19 protein-coding genes are annotated in these 24,786 nt (G+C 30.1%); 15 read left to right on the top strand and 4 right to left on the bottom strand.

Annotated elements, in window-relative coordinates; translation table 11 throughout:
- Positions 1 to 4 precede the first annotated feature (4 nt).
- From GN160_RS00830 to tilS, 9 genes are all read left to right on the top strand, one after another.
- Complete coding sequence (locus tag GN160_RS00830; protein WP_420021980.1) at positions 5 to 496, top strand: OmpH family outer membrane protein; 492 nt, start codon at positions 5 to 7, stop codon at positions 494 to 496.
- Positions 497 to 499: 3 nt separating this feature from the next.
- Positions 500 to 1,522: a UDP-3-O-(3-hydroxymyristoyl)glucosamine N-acyltransferase gene (lpxD, locus tag GN160_RS00825; RefSeq protein WP_192380590.1), complete on the top strand. Its 1,023-nt coding sequence runs from the start codon at positions 500 to 502 to the stop codon at positions 1,520 to 1,522.
- 127 nt (positions 1,523 to 1,649) lie between these two features.
- Entirely contained in the window at positions 1,650 to 2,102 is a 453-nt protein-coding gene (gene fabZ / locus GN160_RS00820; RefSeq protein ID WP_192380852.1) for a 3-hydroxyacyl-ACP dehydratase FabZ, read from the top strand.
- 4 nt (positions 2,103 to 2,106) lie between these two features.
- Positions 2,107 to 2,895: an acyl-ACP--UDP-N-acetylglucosamine O-acyltransferase gene (gene lpxA, locus GN160_RS00815; RefSeq protein ID WP_192380588.1), complete on the top strand. Its 789-nt coding sequence runs from the start codon at positions 2,107 to 2,109 to the stop codon at positions 2,893 to 2,895.
- A 2-nt stretch (positions 2,896 to 2,897) separates the two neighbouring features.
- Positions 2,898 to 4,037, top strand: coding sequence for a lipid-A-disaccharide synthase (gene lpxB / locus GN160_RS00810; protein ID WP_192380586.1), 1,140 nt, complete (start codon positions 2,898 to 2,900; stop codon positions 4,035 to 4,037).
- Between the two features lie 34 nt (positions 4,038 to 4,071).
- Positions 4,072 to 4,656, top strand: coding sequence for a ribonuclease HII (gene rnhB, locus GN160_RS00805; protein ID WP_192380584.1), 585 nt, complete (start codon positions 4,072 to 4,074; stop codon positions 4,654 to 4,656).
- A 58-nt stretch (positions 4,657 to 4,714) separates the two neighbouring features.
- Positions 4,715 to 8,203 carry a DNA polymerase III subunit alpha gene (gene dnaE / locus GN160_RS00800; RefSeq protein WP_192380583.1) on the top strand — a complete coding sequence of 1,163 codons (3,489 nt, stop codon included), beginning with the start codon at positions 4,715 to 4,717 and terminating at the stop codon, positions 8,201 to 8,203.
- Between the two features lie 10 nt (positions 8,204 to 8,213).
- Positions 8,214 to 9,173 carry an acetyl-CoA carboxylase carboxyl transferase subunit alpha gene (accA, locus tag GN160_RS00795; RefSeq protein WP_192380581.1) on the top strand — a complete coding sequence of 320 codons (960 nt, stop codon included), beginning with the start codon at positions 8,214 to 8,216 and terminating at the stop codon, positions 9,171 to 9,173.
- Between the two features lie 172 nt (positions 9,174 to 9,345).
- The gene (tilS, locus tag GN160_RS00790; RefSeq protein WP_192380579.1) at positions 9,346 to 10,881 is read left to right on the top strand and encodes a tRNA lysidine(34) synthetase TilS; all 1,536 of its coding nucleotides are present in this window, start codon (positions 9,346 to 9,348) and stop codon (positions 10,879 to 10,881) included.
- A 147-nt stretch (positions 10,882 to 11,028) separates the two neighbouring features.
- Here the strand turns inward: tilS and GN160_RS00785 are convergent, their stop codons facing one another.
- The 4 genes from GN160_RS00785 to GN160_RS00770 form a co-directional block, all read right to left on the bottom strand.
- The gene (locus tag GN160_RS00785) at positions 11,029 to 12,759 is read right to left on the bottom strand and encodes a proline--tRNA ligase (protein WP_192380577.1); all 1,731 of its coding nucleotides are present in this window, start codon (positions 12,757 to 12,759) and stop codon (positions 11,029 to 11,031) included.
- A 245-nt stretch (positions 12,760 to 13,004) separates the two neighbouring features.
- Entirely contained in the window at positions 13,005 to 13,499 is a 495-nt protein-coding gene (gene mreD / locus GN160_RS00780; RefSeq protein WP_192380575.1) for a rod shape-determining protein MreD, read from the bottom strand.
- 153 nt (positions 13,500 to 13,652) lie between these two features.
- On the bottom strand, positions 13,653 to 14,489 hold the full coding sequence (gene mreC, locus GN160_RS00775; RefSeq protein WP_192380573.1) for a rod shape-determining protein MreC: 837 nt from the start codon (positions 14,487 to 14,489) through the stop codon (positions 13,653 to 13,655).
- Between the two features lie 44 nt (positions 14,490 to 14,533).
- Positions 14,534 to 15,577, bottom strand: a complete 1,044-nt coding sequence (locus GN160_RS00770) for a rod shape-determining protein (RefSeq protein ID WP_192380572.1) — start codon at positions 15,575 to 15,577, stop codon at positions 14,534 to 14,536.
- A gap of 758 nt (positions 15,578 to 16,335) precedes the next feature.
- Here GN160_RS00770 and aroQ point away from each other — a divergent pair.
- The 6 genes from aroQ (at position 16,336) to lon (ending at position 24,549) form a co-directional block, all read left to right on the top strand.
- Positions 16,336 to 16,788: a type II 3-dehydroquinate dehydratase gene (gene aroQ, locus GN160_RS00765; protein WP_192380570.1), complete on the top strand. Its 453-nt coding sequence runs from the start codon at positions 16,336 to 16,338 to the stop codon at positions 16,786 to 16,788.
- 21 nt (positions 16,789 to 16,809) lie between these two features.
- Entirely contained in the window at positions 16,810 to 17,274 is a 465-nt protein-coding gene (gene accB / locus GN160_RS00760) for an acetyl-CoA carboxylase biotin carboxyl carrier protein (protein WP_192380568.1), read from the top strand.
- Positions 17,274 to 18,644, top strand: coding sequence for an acetyl-CoA carboxylase biotin carboxylase subunit (accC, locus tag GN160_RS00755; RefSeq protein WP_192380566.1), 1,371 nt, complete (start codon positions 17,274 to 17,276; stop codon positions 18,642 to 18,644). Before accB ends, accC begins: the two co-directional genes overlap by 1 nt.
- A gap of 167 nt (positions 18,645 to 18,811) precedes the next feature.
- The gene (gene tldD / locus GN160_RS00750; RefSeq protein ID WP_192380564.1) at positions 18,812 to 20,263 is read left to right on the top strand and encodes a metalloprotease TldD; all 1,452 of its coding nucleotides are present in this window, start codon (positions 18,812 to 18,814) and stop codon (positions 20,261 to 20,263) included.
- Positions 20,264 to 20,615: 352 nt separating this feature from the next.
- Positions 20,616 to 21,956 (top strand): metalloprotease PmbA, encoded by a 1,341-nt coding sequence (gene pmbA, locus GN160_RS00745; RefSeq protein ID WP_192380563.1) that lies wholly within the window; start codon positions 20,616 to 20,618, stop codon positions 21,954 to 21,956.
- A gap of 253 nt (positions 21,957 to 22,209) precedes the next feature.
- A complete protein-coding gene (gene lon / locus GN160_RS00740) occupies positions 22,210 to 24,549 on the top strand; it encodes an endopeptidase La (protein ID WP_192380561.1) in 2,340 nt (779 codons plus the stop codon).
- Positions 24,550 to 24,786: the final 237 nt, after the last annotated feature.

The raw sequence follows: 24,786 nt of genomic DNA, 5'->3' as shown, positions 1-24,786 counted from the left end.
GCTAGTGAAAAGAATTTTATGTCTAATAGTGTTGATTATGTTAAAATTTTCGGCTGTTTTTGCTTCAAGTAAGATTGTAGTAGTTAGTATATCGGATATTTTTCAGCATACTGTTAATCATGAACAGGTAATTAAACAACTTGAAAATGAATTTAAAGATCGTGCGATTGAACTTCAATTAATGGAGCGTGATCTTCAGGAAAAAATGCAAAATCTTCAACGTGAAAGTAATATAATGAGTGCTGATGAACGATCTATATTAGAGAAATCAGTTATAGCTCAGCGTGAAGATTTATCTAATAAAGCTAAAGCTTTTCAAGAAGATAATCATTATCGTCAAACAGAAGAACGTGATAAAATTTTAAATATTATTCATGATGCAGTAAAGAAAATTGCTGTTAAAGAAGGTTATGATTTAGTTCTTGATGCTAATGCTATAGCTTATGCTAATAATATAAAAGATATTACTAATGATGTATTGAAGTGGGTTAAATAATTAATGTTTCCAATTAAATTATCTAATTTAGCTCAACAATTGAATGCTAAATTGCATGGAGATGGTGATATTTTAATTACTGGAATTTCTTCTATTTTGAACGCAAAACCTGGACAAATTACTTATTTATCAAAATCAAAATTTCGAAAACAACTTGTTTATTGTAAGGCTTCAGCAGTTATTCTTAGTGAAAAGAGTTTAATTTTTTGTAGAAGTGCTGCTTTGGTAGTGAAAAATCCTTATCTCATTTATGCAAGATTAACGCGTTTGATAGATACCGCTTCAAAAACATTTGAAAATATTGGGGCAAACGTTGTTATTGCATCAGATGTTATTTTTGGTCAAAGAGTTGTAATTAGCCCTAATGTAGTGATAGATTCTGGAGTAATATTAAGTGATGATGTAATAATTGGACCTGGAACTTTCATAGGTAAAAATACAAAAATAGGTTTTGGAACGCATGTATGCGCCAATGTCGCTATACATCATGAAGTAGAAATAGGTAAGTATTGTTTTATACAATCTGGAGCTGTTATTGGATCTGATGGATTTGGTTATGCTAATGATGATGGAGTTTGGGTTAAAATTTCTCAATTAGGGAAAGTTATCATTGGTGATCGAGTAGATATAGGATCTTGTACTACAATTGATCGCGGCACATTAGATGACACTATTATTAGAGATGGAGTTGTTATAGATAATCAATGTCATATTGCACATAATGTAGTAATCGGTAAAAACACTGCAGTAGCTGGTGGTGTAGTTATGGCTGGTAGTTTGATTATAGGTGAGTATTGTATGATAGGTGGTGCAAGTGTTATTAATGGTCATATTAAAATTTGTGATAATGTAATAATTACTGGCATGAGTATGGTAATGAGAGATATTGTTAAACCTGGTATTTATTCTTCAGGAATACCTGTACAGCCCAATAAAAAATGGAGAAAAACAGCAGTTTTATTAATGGAGATAAATAATATTAATAAAAGAATTAAAGAAACAGAAAAAAAATTAATGAAAATTTGATAATCTTTTACTGAGGTAATTAGATTATTTTAATATTTTATCCAAATTATTGAATGTTTATTATTTTATTAAAGTTAATTATTAGTATTATTAATGTGTTATTTTTGAGGCAGGGAAGAGTATTTTGATTATTAATGCTAATGTTTTGCATATCGAAGAAGTATTAGAGCTTCTACCTCATCGTTTTCCATTTTTATTAATTGATCGTGTATTAAACTTTGAAAAAGGAAAGATTTTAAGAGCTGTAAAAAATGTTTCTTTTAATGAACCTTTTTTTCAAGGTCATTTTCCCGGTAGACCTATTTTCCCTGGTGTGTTGATTTTGGAGGCTATGGCTCAAGCTACAGGTATTTTGGCATTTAAAAGTTCTGGAGCTTTACAGCCAGGAGAGTTGTATTATTTTGCTGCCATTGATGAAGCTCGATTTAAACGTCCGGTTGAACCCGGAGATCAAATGATTATTGAGGTTAGGTTTATTAGAGAACGTCGTGGTGTTGCACGTTTTAAAGGTGTAGTAAAAGTTGATAATGAAATGGTTTGTGAAGCATTAATGATGTGCGCTCGTCGTAGAGAGACCTGAATTTGTGATACATCAATCTGCTTTTGTTCATCCTACTACTATTATTGAAAAGGGAGCTGTTATTCATGCTAATGTACATATTGGACCGTTTTGTTTTATTGGTTCTGATGTTGAGATAGGCGCTCGTACATTGTTAAAATCTCATGTTGTAGTTAATGGAATTACCTATATTGGCGAGGATAATTTAATATATCAATTTGCTTCTCTTGGTGAAGTTAATCAAGATTTAAAATATGCTGGGGAAGATACACGTATGGAAATTGGTCATCATAATTTAATTAGAGAAAGTGTGAGCATTCATCGAGGAACAGTGCATGGTGGACAAATCACCAAAATAGGTAATAATAATTTATTAATGATTAATGTTCATGTTGCACATGATTGTATTATTGGTGATTATTGTATTTTGGCTAACAATGTTACTTTAGGTGGTCATGTGATAATAGATGATTACGCTATTATTGGAGGTATGACTGCAATACACCAATTTTGTATTATTGGGTCTCATGTTATGATAGGTGGTTGTTCAGGAGTGGCTCAGGATGTACCGCCTTTTATTGTTGCTCATGGCAATCATGCAACTCCTTTTGGATTGAATATTAAAGGCTTAAAAAGGCGCGGTTTTGATAGTAATGCATTAAATGCAATTAATTCTGCTTATAAAATTCTTTATCGTAGCAATAAAACTATTGAATGTGCCAAATTAGAATTAGAATCATTATCTATACAATATCCAGTTGTAAAAACTTTTCTTAAATTTTTAATTCGTTCTCAAAGAGGTATAATTCGTTAATTATGTCAATAAAATCTGTTATTTTAATAGGACTAGTCGTTGGTGAATCTTCTGGGGATTTGCTTGGGGCTGGTTTAATAAGTGCATTGCGTAGTAAATTATCAAATGTACGTTTTATTGGTATTGCAGGTCCTCGTATGAAATGTGAAGGTATGGAATCTTGGTATAATATGGAAGAGTTATCAATAGTAGGTATTACAGAAGTTATAGTACGAATACCACGTATCTTACACATTCGTAAGGATCTTATCCGCCGTTTTTCTATTTTAAAACCTGATGTTTTTATAGGCATTGATTCTCCAGATTTTACTATTTCTTTAGAGAGAAGTTTAAGGAAACGTGGTATTCGTACTATTCATTATGTCAGTCCGTCTATATGGGCATGGAGGAAAAAAAGGATTTTTAAATTGGCCTTAGCTGCAGATAATATTTTATCATTTTTGCCTTTTGAAAAAATGTTATATGATCAATTGAATATACCTTGTCAATTTGTTGGCCATGCTTTGGCAGATTTATTACCATTGGATCCAGATAAATTAGCAGCACGCCGTGAATTAGGTATTCCATTTAACGTTCGTTGTTTAGTTATATTACCTGGTAGCAGACGAAATGAAATTAAAATGTTAACTAATGATTTTTTACATTGTGCTAGATTATTGATTAAAAAATTTCCAGAACTTGAGATTTTGGTGTCTTTAACAGATGATTCGATAATTAATGAATTTCAAAAAATTTATGCAAAAGATATGAAATTGCGTATTTTAAATAATCAATCACATCAAGCTATGATTGCTGCTGATGTAGCATTGTTAGCATCAGGCACAGCTACTTTGGAGTGCATGTTAGCTAAATGTCCCATGGTAGTCGCTTATCGTGTAAAATCTTTAACCTTTATGTTATTAAAAATCTTGGTTAAAACTCCTTGGATATCTTTACCAAATTTGCTTGCAGGACGAGAGTTAGTGAAAGAATTTATTCAAGATTCGTGTCATCCTGAAAATTTAGAACAAGCATTGACTTTTTTATTAGAAAATGTTCATCACCGTTCTGTACTAAAAAAAACTTTTCGTATATTACATCAGCAAATTCGTTGTAATGCTAATGAAAAAGCAGCTGATGCAGTATTAAGGTTAATAAATTAGTAATTTTAAAATTTATGAAATAAAGGTATAAATAGTGTGTATTTTTCATAACATTTCTAAAAAAGTGATTGCCGGCGTCGATGAAGTAGGCCGTGGTTCATTGGTTGGTCCGGTAGTAGCTGCTGCTGTTATATTAGATCCCAAAAAGTTAATTTTTGGATTAAAGGATTCTAAAAAAATAAAGGAAAAGACACGCTTGATTTTATATGAAAATATTATTAAGTATTCAATTTCTTGGAGCTTGGGTTATGCGGAAGAGAAAGAAATTGATAACTTAAATATTTTACAAGCTACTATGTTAGCAATGCAACGTGCTGTAATGAATTTATCAGTAACACCAGATTATGTTTTGGTAGATGGTAATAAATCTCCGTTTTTTTCTATGCCTTCTCAGGCAATAATTAAAGGAGATACTAAAATTATGTCAATTAGTGCTGCTTCAATTGTGGCAAAAGTTAGTCGTGATAGAGAAATGATAATATTAGACTTAAAATTTCCAGAATATGGTTTTTCTAAACACAAGGGTTATCCAACTGTTTTTCATTTATCAAAATTATTTTTACATGGCGCTACTATACATCATCGACGTAGTTTTAATTCTGTCAAGCGAGTATTATGATTAATTTAAGATTAAATTTGAAAGTTATTCACCCCAATTAACTTTTCTATTAAATAATATGTCTGAACCAAAATTTATTCATCTTCATGTACACAGTGATTATTCCATGATCGATGGAATAGCTAAAGTGAATTCTTTAGTTAAACAAGCATTTTTATTTAAAATGCCGGCATTAGCTATTACTGATTCTAATAATTTATTTGGTTTAATTAAATTTTATAATTTCAGTTATAATACAGGTATTAAGCCAATTTTCGGTGTTGATTTTTTAATAAAAGATGAGAATTTCGATGATAATATATTTGAATTAACGTGTTTGGCTACGGATAATATTGGTTTTAATAATTTAAAATTATTAATTTCTAAAAGTTATCAATATGGTCTTACTAATTTAGGTCCTATTGTTAATAGAGATTGGTTTTCTGATTATCATAAAGGATTAATTATTCTTTCAGGAGGATGTAAGGGTGATATAGGGAAAAATTTAATTGATGATAATATATCAAATGTGGAGCGATTATTGCTTTTTTATGATCGTTATTTTCCTAATAGATATTATTTAGAAATAATACGTACAGGACGTCAAAATGAAGAAATTTATCTCCATGCTGCTGTGGAATTAGCTAAAAAAAAAGGTTTACCAATAGTTGCTACCAATGATGTACGATTTATACAAAAGGAAGATTTTGATGTACATGAAATTCGTGTAGCTATTCATGGAGGATTTGCAGTTGATGATAAAAGTAGGCCTCGTATTTATAGCGAACAGCAATTTATGAGAGATGAATCTCAAATGTGTGAATTATTTGCTGATTTACCTGAATCTTTAATAAATAGTGTAGAAATTGCACGTCGTTGTAATGTAATTTTAAAATTGGATTCATGTTTTTTACCGAAATTTCCTACAAAAAATATGTCCGAAAAAGATTTTTTTGTTATGCACGCTCGCCAAGGATTAGAAGATCGTTTGATATCTTTATTTCCAAATTACAAAGAAAGATCTTTTAAAAGACATCCTTATGATGTGAGATTAAATACTGAATTAGAAATTATTAATCAAATGAATTTTCCAGGATATTTTTTAATTGTAATGGAATTTGTTAGATGGGCAAAAGAAAATGGTATACCGGTTGGTCCTGGCAGAGGTTCTGGCGCAGGGTCTCTTGTAGCATATGTATTAAAAATTACGGATATTGATCCATTAGTTTTTGATTTATTGTTTGAACGTTTTTTGAATCCTGAACGAGTATCTATGCCTGATTTAGATATTGATTTTTGTATGGAAAAACGAGATCGAGTAATTGATCATGTTGCTGAAATATACGGTAAAGATTCAGTGTCTCAAATTATTACTTTTGGGACTATGGCTGCTAAAGTTGTAGTTCGTGATGTGGGTAGAGTATTAGGTTATCCTTATAATTTTGTGGATCGTATTTCAAAATTAATTCCTTCAGAGAGCGGTATGACTTTAGACAAAGCTTTGTCTAATGAGATTCAGTTACGTGAATTATATCATAATAATGATGATGTAAAGATATTAGTTGATATGGCGCGTAAATTAGAAGGTATTGTGAGAAATGTAGGAAAACATGCCGGAGGGATAGTAATTTCACCGACTAAAATAACAGATTTTTCTCCATTGTATTATGATTCTGATGGTAAATATTCAATGACCCATTTCGATAAAGATGATATAGAACGAATTGGTTTAGTAAAATTTGATTTTCTTGGTTTACGTACTTTAACTATTATCGATTGGACATTGAAAATGATTAATAAAGATCGTACTGCAACGGGTTTATTACCATTGAAGATTACTTCTATTTCATTAAAAGATAAAAAAAGTTTTAATCTTCTACAAACTGGAAATACTCTTGCGGTATTTCAGTTAGAATCTTATGGTATGAAAAAACTTATTAGACGATTAAAACCAGATTGTTTTGAAGATATTATTGCTTTAGTTGCTTTATTTCGTCCAGGACCTCTCCAATCAGGTATGGTAGATAATTTTATAAATCGAAAGCATGGACGTGAAATGTTATCTTACCCTGATTTTCAATGGCAACATCAATCATTGCGTCCGGTTTTAGAATCTACTTATGGTATTATTTTATATCAAGAACAAGTAATGAAAATTGCACAAGTATTAGCAGGATATAGTCTTGGAAGGGCTGATTTATTACGTCGCGCCATGGGTAAAAAGAAAATGGAAGAGATGGTTAAACAACGTTGTATTTTTAGAGAAGGTTCTGTCGAATTAGGTATTGATATTAAATTATCGATGAAAATTTTTAATTTAGTAGAAAAATTTGCAGGTTATGGTTTTAATAAGTCTCATTCTGCTGCTTATGCATTTATTTCATATCAAACTTTATGGTTAAAAGCACATTATCCTGCAGAATTTATGTCATCAGTATTAAACGCCGATATAGATAATATAGATAAAGTAGTAAGAGTAATAGATGAATGTTATAGAATGGGAATACGTGTATTACCTCCAAATATTAATAATGGTAAATATTATTTTTATGTTAATAAAAAAAAAGAGATTGTTTATGGGATAGGGGCTATTAAAGGAATAGGTTTAGGGTCTGTTGAGGCTATTATAGAAGCTCGCCGTAAACATGGAATTTTTCATAAATTACTTGATTTATGTTTGTATACTGATAGCAAAAAATTAAATAGACGAGTATTAGAAAAATTAATAATGTCTGGCGCTTGCGATTGCTTCGGCAGCGACAGATCTGTATTAATTAATACGATTGATAGTGTTATTGGTTTTACACATCAATATATTAGTGCTAAAAATAGCGGCCAAAATGATATTTTTGGATTTTGTGAAGATAAAACATTTCCCATGATTTTTTCTAAAAAAGCACTTAATTGTTCTCAACAAATTATATTAGAAGGTGAAAAGAAAACTCTTGGTTTCTATTTAACTGAACATCCTGTTTTACAATATTTAAAAGAAATTCAAAATTACAATATTAGAATTTTATCAATTAACAAAATTTCTTCTGAAATTCATCAAAATGTTATTTCTGTATTTGGCTTAATCATTTCATCAAAAATAATTTTTACTAAACAAGGTCATCAGATATGTATTTGCGTTTTAGATGATCATTCAGGTAGAATAAACGTGATGTTTTTTACAAATTTGTTAAAAAAATATCAGAATCTTTTAAGAAAAGGGTGTGTTGTTTTTGCACGAGGAAAAATTCAGCTTGATTGTGTTAATAAAAGTTTTAAAATGATAGCTTATGGATTAATGGATATTAATGAAGCTCGTAAAAAATATGTACAGAAATTAGTTATTTTATTAACTAAAGAGCAAATAAACGATTATTTTTTAGACCGCTTAAAGTCGTCTTTGCAACCATATTTGGGTGGGGGTACTCCTGTGTGTTTTTTGTATAGGAATAGTAGTAGCATGCAAATGCGTTTGCGTCTTGGAGTCGATTGGAATGTATCGCTTACTGATCAATTATTGGTTAATTTGCGTTTTTTGATAGGAACTCAAAATGTTAAATTAGAATTTAATTCATAATGGGGCTGGCATGAATTTAAATTTTCTCGATTTTGAACAACCAATTATGGAATTAGAATCCAAAATTGATTCTTTACTTACATTAGGTCTTCAAAATGAGGAATTATCTATTGGTCTTGATGAAGATATAAAAAAGTTACGTGAAAGAAGTACTGAATTAACTCGTAAAATATTTTCTAGCTTAAGCGCTTGGCAAATTACTCAACTTGCAAGACATCCTCAACGACCTTATACATTAGATTATATAGGTTATATTTTTACAGATTTTGATGAATTATTTGGTGATCGTCTATTTGCTGATGATAAGGCAATTGTTGGGGGTATAGGTCGTCTTGATTCTCGTCCTGTAATGATTTTAGGTCATCAGAAAGGTAGAGAAACTAAAGAAAAAATTCGTCGTAATTTTGGTATGCCTGCTCCTGAAGGTTATCGTAAAGCTTTAAGATTAATGAAAATGGCTGAACGTTTTCAAATACCATTAATTACTTTTATTGATACCCCTGGAGCTTATCCAGGGGTGGGAGCAGAAGAACGTGGTCAATCGGAAGCTATTGCTAAAAATTTGCGTGAAATGTCTGTTTTAAAAATACCAATAATTTGTACAGTAATAGGCGAAGGTGGTTCGGGAGGAGCTTTAGCTATTAGCGTAGGGGATAGGATTAATATGTTAGAATATAGTGTATATTCTGTTATTTCTCCTGAGGGTTGTGCTGCTATTTTATGGAAAAATGTTAAAAAAGCTTCTATTGCAGCTGAAGTTATGGGTATAATTGCTTCTAAATTAAAAGATCTTAAGCTGATTGATAATATAATTGTCGAGCCGTTAGGAGGGGCTCATAGGAATTATTCTGCTATCGCAAAATCTTTGAAAGACCAGTTATTATTAGATTTAGCTGAATTAGATAAATTTAAAAAAAATGATTTAGTTAAATTTCGTTATCACCGATTAATGAGATATGGGTATAATTAAGTTTTTAACATTTTATGTTTAAGAAAATAATTAATATTTATTTGTATCTAATTGAGTGATGCTATTTTATTATATTTGCATACCTTTATGTATTACAACAAATTAAATTTAAATTTGATATGATTTATCTAAATTTTAATATTTGTGTGTTTGATTATAAACAAAAGATTTTATGTCTTTAAATTCTATGAATTGTTTATTTTATAAAAAATTATACGCTAGTGTAGCAAGCAAAATAGCTAATTATTCCAAATTAGTTTTAGCTTTTAGTGGCGGTTTAGATTCTACTGTGTTACTTTCTATATTAACTAAATTATATTATAACAATCTAAAGTTAGTAAATTCTCATTGTTTTTTTAATTTTAGAGTTATTCATATACACCACGGTCTTAGTGCTTATTCTGATATTTGGGCTAAACATTGTTTACGACAATGTAAAAAACGCGGGATACCTTGTAGCATAATACGAATTGATTGTAGTATTGCCAAAAATAAATTTGGTGGAATCGAGTCAGCAGCTCGTTGTTTGAGAAATCGTGCGTTATTTAACAATTTAAATATGCAGGAAGTATTATTAACCGCTCATCATTTAGATGATCAGGTAGAGACTTTTTTGCTTGCATTAAAAAGAGGAAGTGGTCCTACTGGCCTGTCATCTATGTCGATGCTAACTGTTTTTAATGTTGGATTTAATAGTAAAAAATTGTTGTTGCGTCCTTTACTGTCATTTAGTCATTCGGAATTAGCAATGTACGCTCGTGATAAGCAATTAATTTGGATCGAGGATGATAGTAATAAAAAAATTAGTTTTGATCGAAATTTTTTACGTATTCGTATTATACCCTCTTTTGTTGAGCGATGGCCATCATTCCGTAAAACAGTTGCACGTAGTGCTCGTATATGTGCAGAACAAGAAAGTTTATTAGATGAATTATTAATTAAAAGATTATGCAGTGTAATTACAGACAAGGGTACGTTATTATTTAAATTATTAATAAATACTAGTGTACAAATGCGTCATGCTTTATTACGACGTTGGTTAAAAACTTTTAATAATAATGTAGTTAAGAAATTACCTTCTTATAATCAATTAGATTGCATGTGGAAAGAGGTAGTACTTAGTCGTTGTGATGCTAATCCTATATTATGTTGTGATGGATTTTGTATTAGAAGATTTCGTGATCAGTTATATGTATTGCCTATGCAGACTATGACTATTATAAAGAAATCCTCTTTAAAGTTTTTTTGGTCATCATTTGATTATCCTATTGTTTTACCTAATAACCTAGGTATTCTTGTTTCTTATTTATTTAAGGATATTACATTATTAACTAAAAAAATTATTACTTTTAAACAAAAATCAGTTTATTTATTTCATCGTAGTTCTTCTCATTTTGAAGGATCAATTAACATACCAGCTTTTAGTATTGTTCGTTCACCTTATTTTAAGGAAAAAGTTTCCATACAATTTGGTCATCAATCTCTTGGCTTCTTGTATATTATAGGTAGAGATAGAGGAAGAAGTTTGAAAAAACTTTGGCAAGAATTTAATGTTCCTCCATGGTTACGCAACCGTATACCATTGTTATTTTATGATAATAAATTGATAGCTGCTATTGGAGTATTTATTACTAGAGATGGTAAAGTAAGAACTAAAAATAGACAACGTAGAGTATTTTGGTTACAAAATAACTCTTGTATATTTTAGAAAATATTCTATTTTTTTTGAAGTTTTATTATTTAAAGTCAATTTGTTTTATCATTTTACTAAATTTTATTTTTTTATTATTGATTTAAAATATTAATTAAAGTATTAATAATTATTTAATTATTGATTATTTTGTTAAATTTAAGATTAAGGAATATTTAAAAATCTTATTTTTTTTACTATATAATCCACTATTTTATCAATTTTAATTCTTCTATTTTTTCCATTTTTTCTGTTTTTATATTCTGTTTCTTTTGTACTTAAAGTAGAATCGCTAATTACTATTATATGTGGCACACCGATTAATTCCATATCATTATACATAACTCCTATATGTTCTTTGCGATCATCAAATAAAACATCTATATTAAGTAAAGCTAATTGGTTATATATTTTTTCTGACACTTGATTAACTTGTGCAGATTTATGTAAATTTATTGGTAGTATTGCTACATTAAATGGCGCTAATATATCTGGCCATAATATACCATGTTTATCATGATTTTGTTCTATGTGAGCTGCTATAATACGAGCTATGCCTATGCCGTAACATCCCATTGTTATATCTAGAAGACGGTTATTTTTATCTTTGATTTTTATTATATTTGAATATTTAGTTCCTAATTGAAAAATATGAGCTATTTCAATGTTGTTTCTAATTTGTGGAGATTTTTGTTGTTTAGGTTGTTTTTTTTCGAATGTGATTTTTCGCAAGTCTTCTATTTGAGGTATAGGTAAATCTTTGTTCCAATTAACTCCAAAAAAATATTTATTATCTATGTTAGCCCCAGTAATAAAATTGTTCATAGAGGCTACCTTTTGATCTACAATTAATGGTAAAGGCATATTGATTGGTCCTAAAAATTTTAGGCTAGCACCAATAACAGAACGAATTTCTTGTTCATTAGCAAAGGATAAAGGAACAGCGACTTGAGATAATTTTTCTGCTTTTATGTTATCAAGTTGATGATCACCTCTTATCATTAGAGCTATTAGAGAATGGTCCATGTTTTTTTTTGCATGAACAATTACAGTTTTTGTAGTTTTCGTGACAGGTAAATTTAAATCTTTCATTAAATCATCGATACTTTGAGAGTTAGATATAAATACAGCTTTCATTTCCTCCTTGTAAGGTATCGGTACATCTGATGACTTAGCAATATAAGCACTTAAATTTCTATTTATATCATTACAACTAATTTTTTCGGATTGTATACTATAATTTTTATTGTTTTTAATTATAACTTGAAACTCATGTGATAAATGTCCACCGATAGCTCCGTTATCTGCTTCTGTGATAAGAAATTTTAATCCCATTTGAGTAAAAATTTTACTGTAGGTTTGATACATCATTTCGTAAGTTTCTTTTAATGATTCTTGTGTATAATGAAATGAATAACCGTCTTTCATAACAAATTCTCTAGTGCGTATTGTGCCGTAGCATGGTCGCACTTCATCACGAAATTTAGTTGTTATTTGGTATAAATTTAATGGTAATTCTTTGTATGAATGAATTTGATTATTAATTAAATTTGTGATTACTTCTTCATGTGTTGGTCCTAATACGAAAGATTTTGAATTTCTATTTATGAATCTCAACAGTTCGGAGCCGTATTTTTTCCAACGGTTACTTTTTTTCCATAGTATTGCTGGTTGTACTAATGGCATAGCAATTTCTAATGCTCCAATTTTATTCATTTCTTTACGTATAATATTTTTTATTTTTTGTAAAACTCGAAACCCCGTTGGCAACCAACTATAAAGTCCTGATGATAATTGACATATCATACCTGCTTTCAGCATTAATTGATGACTTTTAACTTCAATTTTTTTGGGATCTTTTTTGAGTGTTGATAAAAAATATTTGCTTGTTTTCATTTTATTTTTTAAATGTTAATGATACAACATAGGTCTATGTTGTACAGCACTAGATAAAAAGGATTTCGTTATTTAATCAAACGTTTGGTTCATAAAAAATTGTAGAATTCTCATATTACTCTGGTTTTGACTATGTAAATTGCTGATAGTAACTATTTGAGACGGTACAATCGATTATATCATATCCTCAGGAATAAGATATCTATTTTAGTTGTAGGTTGATGTAACTAAAATTTTATAAATTGTTAATTATTTTTTTTTATTAATAAAATTTCAAGGTTCTTGATTGTAAAAGATAAATAAGGCCATAATAAACCATCTACTAAACTACCCCAAAGTACCTCTACGCGAAACAAGATATTATTTGTTAGCATATCTAATATCACTACAATTAGTTTGATTATCAATGACAATAAACTCATAATAAGTATTTGTTGATATATAGGTTCATATTGTGATGATTGTGAGCTAGATATTACTAAATAAGAGAATACACTTAATGCCAATGAGTGTATTCCTAATGTTGAACCTAAGATTAAATCTATTAGTAATCCTAAAAAAAATCCGGTACCTATGTTTATTGTTTTTGGGATTACTAAGGTCCAATAAGCCAATACAAGATTGATCCAAGATGGACAAAATAATTGCAAATATAACGGCCAGGATATAGTTTGTAAGAATAAGGCTATGAAAAAAGAACAATAAATGAATAGTATACTATGTTGTTTAATATTATTCATAATTTATCTTTTTATTTATTGTAATAATATTTGTAAAATGTGACCAATTTACATGAATGTATCGGATGATAATTAATCATTTAGTATATCTATATTTATTTTAAAACTGTAATGATTTGATTTATTTATTTAAATTCTTATTTATTTTTGTTATTAATTCGCATCATGCCAAATTAATATTAAATCACTTAGATGTTGCAATTTAGATAAAGGACGTGCTTGTGCTATCGTAAATAATCCTCTTTTATCCTTTTTAATTAATGTTACTTTAGCTACTGGATAACCTTCTGGAAAATGACCTCCTAGTCCAGAAGTTACCAGTAAATCTCCAATTTGTATATCAACGTATCCTGGGAAAAATTCTAATTTTAGATCTTTGTTAAGACCGTTACCTACGGCTATTAAACGAATGTTATTACGCATAATTTTAATTGGTATCGCATGTGATGTATCACAAATTAACATTACCTTGCTACTGATTTTATTGATAGAAATTACTTGACCAATTATTCCTTTGTCATTGATTATTGGTTGTCCTATGTAAACATTATCTTTTATACCTTTATCAATTATAATTTGATTTCTATGAGGATCTACATTAACACCAATGACCTTAGTTACCATTTTGCATGTTTGTTTATGACATAAAGGTGAAGCAAGCAATTCATGTAATCTTTTATTTTCTTGTTTATAATTTTCCATTAGAAGAAGATCACTATTCTTTAATAGTAAATTTGTGCGTAAAATATGGTTCTCTAATGCTAATTGTTGTTTTTCCTTTATAAAAATTACTGCTTTTTTAAATATTTGAAGTAAATGATACTTTGCAAAGTATAATGTGCTGATAGTCATATCACCATAGTTTCGCATTTTGATGAATACATTCAATTTAAAGTCAGCAATCATTAAAAAAGCAGCCAACATCAGCATAAAGAAAAATTTAATTTGTAAAATATTTGATTTATTAAATTTCAATTTTCTATTAAACATTCATATTTAGTTTTTGTTTTTTAATTTATATTTATTTTAGATGATTATTCCTCGCTAAACAAATCTCCTCCATGCATATCAATCATTTCAAGAGCTTTACCTCCCCCTCTTGCTACACAAGTTAAAGGATTATCTGCAATAACAACAGGAATATTTGTAGCTTCCATTAACAATCTATCAAAGTTTCGTAACATAGCTCCCCCTCCAGTTAATACCATGCCTCGTTCAGATATATCTGAAGCTAATTCTGGAGGACATTGTTCTAGTGCAAGCATAACAGCACTTGTAATGCCAGTGAGCGGCTCTTGCAGTGCTTCTAAAATTTCGTTAGAATTCAGCGTGAAACTACGCGGAACACCTTCAGCTAAATTTCTTCCCCGTACTTCTATGCTACGTATTTCATTATCTGAATACGCTGATCCTATATCATGTTTAATTCTTTCTGAAGTAGATTCTCCGATAAGGGATCCATAATTGCGACGTACATAATTAATAATAGCTTCATCAAAGCGATCTCCTCCAATGCGTACAGACGCAGAATAAACTACTCCATTCAGCGATATTACTGCCACTTCAGTGGTACCACCCCCAATATCTATAACCATAGATCCGGTTGCCTCAGATACTGGCAATCCAGCTCCAATTGCAGCTGCCATAGGTTCTTCGATCAAAAATACTTCTCGTGCCCCTGCACCTTGTGCTGATTCTCGAATTGCACGGCGTTCTACTTGAGTAGCTCCTACTGGAACGCATACTAAAACTCTAGGGCTAGGACGCATGAAATTATTACTATGTACTTGTTTTATGAAGTGTTGTAACATTTTTTCTGTTATAAAAAAATCAGCAATTACACCGTCTTTCATTGGCCTAATTGCTGCAATGTTGCCTGGGGTTCTACCTAACATTTGTTTTGCTGCATAACCAACTGCCGCTACACTTTTTGGTGTTCCGGCACGATTATGACGGATTGCTACCACAGAAGGTTCATTTAACACAATACCTTGTCCTTTTACATAGATTAAAGTATTTGCAGTGCCAAGATCTATAGATAAATCATTGGAAAATATTCCCCTAATTTTTTTGAACATAATTTATAATATCCTCCTTTTATAAAATGTATTGATAAAATCTATTTTATTAGGATTTATTTTTTTAAGATTAGTAAATTTTATTTTAATTAACTTAATTCAAATATAAGTAAGATAGTGAATTATACCTTTTTTAAATGCATTTCTTTAAAGTATAAATTATCCTATCATACATGGTATATTTTTGAAATTAAGATAACTAAGTGATATTAGACTGTTTAGCTTATTTTTTATTATTTAGTTTTGATGTTTTTAAGTTTAAACTTAATACTTAATTCTGCTATTACTAAACTTATGTGTAAGTGATTAAAATATTTCTTTTTTTTTAGTTATAGAGGTAGATTGTATATTAGTTGGAATTTATACTTTCTTACAGTTATTGCTTTAATATAAATTTTGATACTTATATCTTGATCGGGTAATAATTTATGATATATAAGACAGATATTTTGTGATACAATGCTAATTCTTACCTATTAGTTAAGACAGTAAATGAAATATGTTGACGTATCTTGCATGTCAGTTGATTTTTTATGTATTTTTTGTTTTTTTATAAATAGGATTTAATTAGTAACCGTGGTAATGTATTTGGTTTTTTATAAATTTACTTAATAAAATAGTCATGAAGATTGTGTTATGTATATTGTTTAGATTTCTTGTTTTTTGAAATGTTATTTGCTTTAAAACAATGATCATAGCTTTACTTACAATGTGTTTTAGATATTTTTTATTGTTTCAGGTTAAAAGTATGGAGAATAATGGGTAAAAAATTTCGAATTTTACTTCTTAACGGTCCAAATTTAAATTTACTTGGTAGTCGAGAGTCGCATATATATGGTAATGTAACATTAATCAATTTAGTAAAGAATTTAACAGCTTTATCTAATTCGTTAGACATATCCTTGGTTCATTTCCAATCAAATGCAGAACATGAATTGATTAATCAAATGCACGAAACATACAATCATACTGATTTTATCATAATAAATCCAGCAGCTTTCACTCATACTAGTATAGCGATGCGTGATGCGTTATTGGCAATATCTATTCCTTTTATTGAGGTGCATTTATCTAATATATATACACGAGAATCATTTCGTCATAATTCTTATTTTTCTGATATTGCTGTAGGTGTAATTTGTGGATTTGGTATAAAAGGATATTTTTTTGCTATTAAAATGGCAAATGAATATTTGTCCATATCTGATTGAACTAAATTTGGAAATAATATAATGAATATTCGTGAAGTAAAAAAGTTAATTAAAATTGTTGAAAAATCCGATATTACTGAATTAGAAATTTCCGAAGGAAAGAAAATGATTCGTATTAAACGTGCAATGGTCGAGTCTTCTTTAAATACTAATGGACAATCATGTATTACTTTTGCAAAAGAACAAATTTCAAAAAATTTTTCTGAAAATGATACTAACATAAAAAATGTTAATAAAATAAATAATGATTATTTTGTTCGTTCGCCTATGGTGGGTATATTTTATCTTGCTTCAGATCCTAGTGCGAAACCATTTATTTCTATTGGTCAGAAGGTAAATATAGGTGATGTTTTATGTATTGTAGAAGCTATGAAAATGATGAATCATATTGTATCTGATACTGCAGGTATAATTAAAAAAATTTTGTTGGATAATGGTCAACCAGTTGAGTTTGATGAACCATTAATTATTATTGAACAATCTTGATGCGACCATTTGATAAAATTGTTATTGCAAATAGGGGTGAGATCGCTTTACGTGTTTTACGTACATGTAAAGAGTTGGGTATTAAAACTGTAGCTGTTCACTCTACAATAGATCGCAATTTGAAACATGTTTTACTATCAGATGAAACTGTTTGTATTGGTCCACCATCTTTGTTGAAAAGTTATTTGAATATTCCCGCAATTATTTCTGCTGCAGAAATTACTGGTTCATCTGCCATACATCCTGGTTATGGTTTTTTATCAGAAAATGCTGATTTTGCTGAACAAGTTGAAAAATCTGGTTTTGTTTTTATTGGTCCTGATGCAGCTACTATCCGTTTAATGGCTAATAAAATATCCGCTATTAACTTAATGAAGAAATCAGATATTCCATGTATTCCTGGTTATTATGGCCCTATGTTGAATAGTGTAAATGGAAAATATGATTGTAATTTTATATGTCAAAAGTTAGATTATCCATTGATAATTAAATCTTCTGGAGGTAGTGGAGGCCGTGGTATGCGGGTTGTCTTTAATAATGATGAATTAAAAAAAACTATCTCTATGGCTCGTGCAGAAGCAAAAATTGCGTTTCACAATGATGATATTTATGTAGAAAAATATTTAGTTAATCCTCGTCATATTGAAATACAGGTTTTGTCTGATGGTCGAGGAAATGTGGTATACTTAGGAGAACGTGATTGTTCTATACAGAGACGTTATCAAAAATTAATTGAAGAAGCTCCAGCATTTGGTATTACAAATGCAATGCGTCGTTTTATTGGTGAACTTTGTGCTAAGGCTTGTTTTGATATAGGTTATCGTGGAGTTGGTACTTTTGAATTTTTATTTGAAAATAATGAGTTTTTTTTTATAGAAATGAATACTAGAATTCAGGTAGAACATCCTGTCACTGAAATGATTACTGGAATAGATCTGATTAAGGAACAATTAAATATAGCATCTGGTTGTTTATTAAATTTTACGCAAAGTGAAATAAAGATATATGGTCATGCAATAGAATGTAGAATTAATGCGGAAAATCCTATTACTTTTTTACCTAGCCCGGGAATAATTACTCGTTTTCATGCTCCAGGCGGTTTTGGTGTTCGTTGGGAATCTCATATTTATAGCGGTTATTCTGTTCCTTCGTATTATGATTCTATCATTGGTAAGTTAATTTGTTTTGGAGCAACACGTGATATAGCTATCTCTCGCATGAAAAATGCATTAAATGAATTAATTATTGATGGTATTCAAACTAATATAGAATTACATCTCAAAATTATGGATGATGATGAATTTAGAAAAGGTGAAAATATCAATATACGTTATTTAGATAGAAAATTAAATATTTTTTCAAAAGTTTAGTAATATATTAAATTGATCTCATATACTCAGTCGTATTGCAATATAATTAAATTAACTTAAACTGTTTGGAATTGATTATGTTACAATATGCTAGATAAGTTGATTGTAAACAAAATGATTTCATTTTTTTGTTGTGTGTTTATTTCTTTAGAACAAGCGAGAATTATATGAGTTTGATATCTGTAAGTGAAGAATTACTTTCTACAAATGATTTGCAATATTCTGATCTGCTTTCTGTATTAGAAATGATATCTAAATATCCTCTAAGTTATGCTGATCTTTATTTTCAATCAAATTATTATGAATCATGGACTATGGAAAATAGTATTATTAAAGGTGGATCTTATAATTTTAATCAAGGCGTTGGTGTAAGAGTAATAAAAGAAGATAAAACTGGTTTTGCATACACCGATCAATTGACCTTAGATGGGTTAATGAAAAGTGCTATAATAGCCCGTAGTATTATTAATCACAAAACAACAGTGCCTCGTTTTTGTTTAAAATTTTCTTCCGTTCAACATAAGTTGAGGTACGAGCAATTGAACCCGTTACTTAGTTTGTCTAAGGACGATAAGATAGCATTATTGATGAGAATAAATAAAGTTGCTCGTAATATGGATAGAAGAGTGCAGGAAGTTACCGCTAGTTTATCTGGTTCTTATGAACAAGTTTTAGTAGCGGCAACAGATGGTACTTTAGCATCGGATATTAGACCTCTAGTACGTTTGTTTATTAATGTTCAAGTAGAACAAGATGGTAGGTACGAACAAGGATTAAGTGGTGGCGGAGGACGATATGGATATAATTTTTTTTTAGAACCTTATATGAATGAATTACGTATAGATTATTGGAGTAAAGAAGCTGTGCGTGTTGCGCTTGTTAACCTTTTTGCTGTAGAAGCCCCAGCTGGGAGCATGCCTGTGGTTTTAGGACCTGGTTGGCCAGGAATTTTGCTTCATGAAGCAGTAGGTCATGGTTTGGAAGGGGATTTCAATCGTCGTCATAGTTCGATTTTTAGTGACAAAATAGGCGAACAAGTTGCCGCTTCTTGTTGTACCGTGATAGATGATGGTACTTTGATGAATTTGCGAGGCTCCTTATCTATAGATGATGAAGGAGTTCCAAGTAGACGTAATGTATTAATTGAGAATGGCATTCTTAAAAATTACATGCAAGATAAATTAAATGCTAAGTTGATGGGCGTATCTCCTACGGGTAATGGAAGACGTGAGTCTTATGCATATCTACCTATGCCACGAATGACTAATACTTATTTGTTATCTGGAAATAATACTTCAGAAGAGATAATTTCTAGTGTTGATTATGGAATTTATGCCTCAAATTTTGGTGGCGGACAAGTAGATATTACATCAGGTAAATTTGTATTTTCAGCATTAGAAGCATATTTAATTGAAAAAGGTAATATTACTAAACCTATTAAAGGAGTTACATTGATTGGTTCAGGCTTAGAAATCATGCAACAAATTTCTATGGTGGGTGATAATTTATCGTTAGATAATGGCGTGGGAATATGTATTAAAAATGGACAAAGTATACCTGTTGGAGTAGGTCAGCCCACATTAAAATTAGATAAAATTACAGTAGGTGGCACGTCTTAATGAATGTTATTTTATTAAAAATTTGAATTTATTGAGTTGTGTTGTAATCTTCTATTAGAAGATGTTGTCGATCATTTTTGTTATATCATGAATTAAATTTAATTAAAATGAGATTATAGATATTTAATATTTTAGAGTGTTTTAAGAATTGGTATTAGTTAAATGTTATAGATAGATTTTAAATTTTGAATAATAATTAAAGTTATTGTTATAGCATGGGAAATTTGTTTCTATTTTCGGGTTTGTTATATGTTAGAAATAATATTTTAAATTCAATTTTGTTCGTTATAATGTTAGGTTGGTGTAAATCAATATTTTAAAAAGTGTCTATTTAGATAAAGGAGTAACTATAGTGAATGTCATCGATGATGCAGAAGGTCAATGTAATCTATTAGAGAAAGCAGTGTCTCAAGCTTTAGATTTGGCTTGCATTAAGGCTGATGAAGCGGAGGTTTTAGCGACAAAAACCACAGGAATTAATATCAGTACTCGTTACGGTAAGTTAGAAAACATGGAGTGTAACAGTGATGGTAGTTTATTAATTACCGTTTATTCTCAACAGCATAAGGGTAGCGCTTCCTCTAACGTTATTAATTCTAAATCCATATCTAATACTGTTAATTCTGCGTTGGATATTGCGCATCATACTTCTTTTGATTCATGTTTAGGAATAGCAGATAAAAAATTATTGGCATTTCATGCTTTAGATCTTAATTTATTTCATCCTATTGAGTTAAATGTTGAACATGCTGTTTCTTTAGCATCAATAGCAGAATTAATAGCTTTTAAAAGAGACAAGCGTATTATTCATAGTGAAGGTGGATATTTTAGTAGTCATTTTAATATTACGGTATTTGGCAATAGTCATGGTATGTTACAAAGTTATAAAAGCAGTCAACATGTATTATCTTGTAGTGTAATAGCCGGAAATCATGGTACTATGGAGCGTGGTTATGCTTATACTCTTAGTCGTCATTTTTATGATTTGCGATCTCCTCAATTTTTAGGCGAAGAGTGTGCTAAACGTACATTACAACGATTAAATTCGCGTCAGTTACCAACAATGGAGTCTCCGGTAATTTTTATAGCTGAAATAGCTACTAGTTTATTTAGTTGTTTGGCAAAGGCTATTAATGGTAATAATGTTTATCGAAAATTTACTTTTTTATTGAATTATCTTGAAAAAAATATTTTTCCTACTTGGTTATCTATTGAAGAGAAACCTCATATTTTAAAAGGACTTGGTTCGTTTCCGTTTGATAACGAAGGAGTACAAACTTTAGATCGTAGTATTGTTAAGGATGGGATTTTACAAACATGGCTTCTGAATACATATACATCTCGTAAATTAAATTTAAATAATACTGGTCATGCAAATGGAATTTCTAATTGGTACGTTTCTCACCAAAATGTGACTTTTGAAGCATTAATCAAAAAAATGTATCGGGGTCTTGTTGTTACTGAATTGCTAGGCCAAGGTGTTAATATATTAACTGGTGATTATTCACGTGGTGTTGTTGGATTTTGGGTAGAAAACGGAGAAATTCAATATCCAGTTAGCGAGATTACTATAGCTGGTAATTTGAAGAATATGTTACTTAATATTATTTCTATTAGTAACGATATTGAAGAACGTGGCAATGTTCATTGTGGGTCAGTGCTTTTATCTAGTATGAAAATAGCAGGTTGGTAATGTATTTATTAGTTTTAATAGTTAAAGTGCTTATTTGTAGATGTGTTTATGTTGTATTTTACCTGTTCTATAATATAATAATTAAGGATATGTACGAAAGAATTTGTTTTAATTTTAAAAATAATTTTGGCTGTTGAATGTGATTAATTTGCCCCCATATACTTATTACCCGATAACAGTTGGCTTGTAAAAGCAATTCTTTAAGTTTGATTTTAACTAAATTAGAGCAATATAATGAGAAGAGAGGATCTCTATGAATGTTGAGAGACCTAAACATATGGAGTTACCTGTTTTACCTTTACGTGATGTAGTGGTATATCCGCATATGGTGATCCCGTTATTTGTGGGTCGAGAAAAATCAATTAAGTGTCTTGAGTCGGCTATGGATAGTGATAAAAAAATTATATTAGTAGCTCAGAAAGAAGCTTCAACAGATGAACCTAGTGTTAATGATCTTTTCTTAGTTGGAACAATATCAACTATTTTACAAATGCTTAAGTTACCGGACGGTACAGTGAAGGTATTAGTAGAAGGTTTGATGCGTGCTCATATTATTGAATTGACAGATAAAGGTGACCATTTTATTGCTGAAGCGGATTTTTTTGAGGATGTTGAGTCAAATAATAAAGAACGTGAAGTTTTGGTTAGAACAGTTATTAATCAGTTTGAAGGTTATATTAAATTAAATAAAAAGATTCCTCCTGAAATTTTGTCTTCTTTAGTTAGTATTAATGATGCTGATCGTCTTGCGGATACTATTGCTGCTCATATGCCTTTAAAATTAGCTGATAAGCAATCAGTTTTGGAAATGATTGATGTTACTAAACGTTTGGAATATTTGATGACCTTGATGGAATCAGAGATTGATTTATTGCAAGTTGAAAAACGTATACGTAATCGTGTAAAAAAACAAATGGAGAAAAGTCAGCGTGAGTATTATTTAAATGAGCAAATGAAGGCTATTCAGAAAGAATTAGGTGAAATGGACGATGTTCCGGATGAAAATGAATCTATTAGACGTAGGATAGAAGCAGCTAAAATGCCAAAAGAAGCTAAGGAAAAAACTGAAGCTGAATTGCATAAATTAAAAATGATGTCGCCGATGTCTGCTGAGGCTACTGTTGTTCGTAGTTATATTGATTGGATGTTATCGGTTCCTTGGTCTATACGTAGTAAAATCAAAAAAGATCTCGTTAAGGCGCAGAGAATGTTAGATAGAGATCATTATGGTTTAGGCAAAGTTAAAGAACGTATCTTAGAATATTTGGCAGTACAAAACAGAATAAATAAAATAAAAGGTCCAATTTTATGTCTAGTAGGTCCTCCTGGTGTAGGGAAAACGTCTCTTGGTAAATCTATTGCTCAGGCTACTGGTAGAAAATATGTGCGAATGGCATTGGGTGGAGTGCGTGATGAAGCTGAAATTCGAGGTCATCGACGTACTTATATTGGTTCTATGCCTGGAAAGCTAATTCAAAAGATGTCTAAGGTTGGCGTGAAGAATCCTCTTTTTTTATTAGATGAGATTGATAAAATGTCTTTTGATATGCGTGGAGATCCGGCTTCGGCTTTATTAGAAGTTTTAGATCCAGAACAAAATATAGCTTTTAATGATCATTATCTTGAGGTAGATTATGATTTATCTGATGTTATGTTTGTTGCTACTTCTAATTCAATGAATATACCAGCACCTTTGTTGGATCGTATGGAAGTCATACGTGTGTCGGGATATACAGAAGATGAAAAATTAAATATAGCTCGTAAACATTTATTAGGCAAACAATTGGAGCGTAACGCTTTAAAACCAGGTGAATTAACTATAAAAGATAGCGCCTTAATGGGTATTATTCGTTATTATACCCGTGAATCGGGAGTTCGTAATTTGGATCGCGAAATTTCTAAATTATGTAGAAAAACTGTCAAGAACCTATTAATGGATAGAAATGTTAAATATGTTGTAATTAGTGGTAATAATTTAAGAGATTTTCTTGGCGTACAACGATTTGATTATAATTGTATAGAGGAAGAAAGTCGTATTGGTCAAGTTACTGGATTGGCATGGACCGAAGTAGGTGGTGATTTATTAACTATAGAAACTGCTTGTGTTCCAGGTAAAGGAAAATTAACTTATACTGGTTCTTTAGGTGAAGTTATGCAAGAATCTATTCAGGCAGCATTAATGGTAGTTCGTGCTCGTGCAGATAAATTGGGCATTAATACTGATTTTTATGAAAAAAGAGATATTCATGTACATGTCCCGGAGGGTGCTACTCCTAAAGATGGTCCGAGTGCTGGTATTGCTATGTGTACAGCTTTAGTTTCCTGCTTAACTGGTAATTCTGTTAAAGCTGATGTAGCAATGACTGGAGAAATTACTTTACGTGGGCAAGTGTTGCCAATTGGTGGATTGAAAGAAAAATTATTGGCTGCTCATCGTGGAGGTATTAAAACTGTATTAATTCCGTATAAAAATAAGCGTGATTTAGAGGACATGCCTGATATGGTTATAAATAATCTTGATATTCATACAGTAAAACAGATAGATGAGGTTTTGTTTCTAGCTTTAAAAAAAGCTCCTTTTAGTAATATATAGGATATAAAGGTGTTTTTTCTATTATTTGTAGTTAGAATGATATACAATATTTGATCATAGATTTCTTTATTTTATTTTGAATTTTCTTCGGGGTTCATTGGGTGTTGTTAGGTTCGTAATTAGTAATAAATTAATTCAGTGCGTTAATGAGTGTCGTATGTTTTGTAGCAAAATGAATTATGTTTATATATTTGAATATCTAAAATATATAGGTGATTTCGTACCTTGATTTAAAAC

Origin of the sequence: Blochmannia endosymbiont of Colobopsis nipponica (assembly GCF_014857065.1) — a bacterium.
Taxonomy (GTDB): domain Bacteria; phylum Pseudomonadota; class Gammaproteobacteria; order Enterobacterales; family Enterobacteriaceae; genus Blochmanniella.
This window is presented reverse-complemented; position numbering and strand designations above follow the sequence as displayed.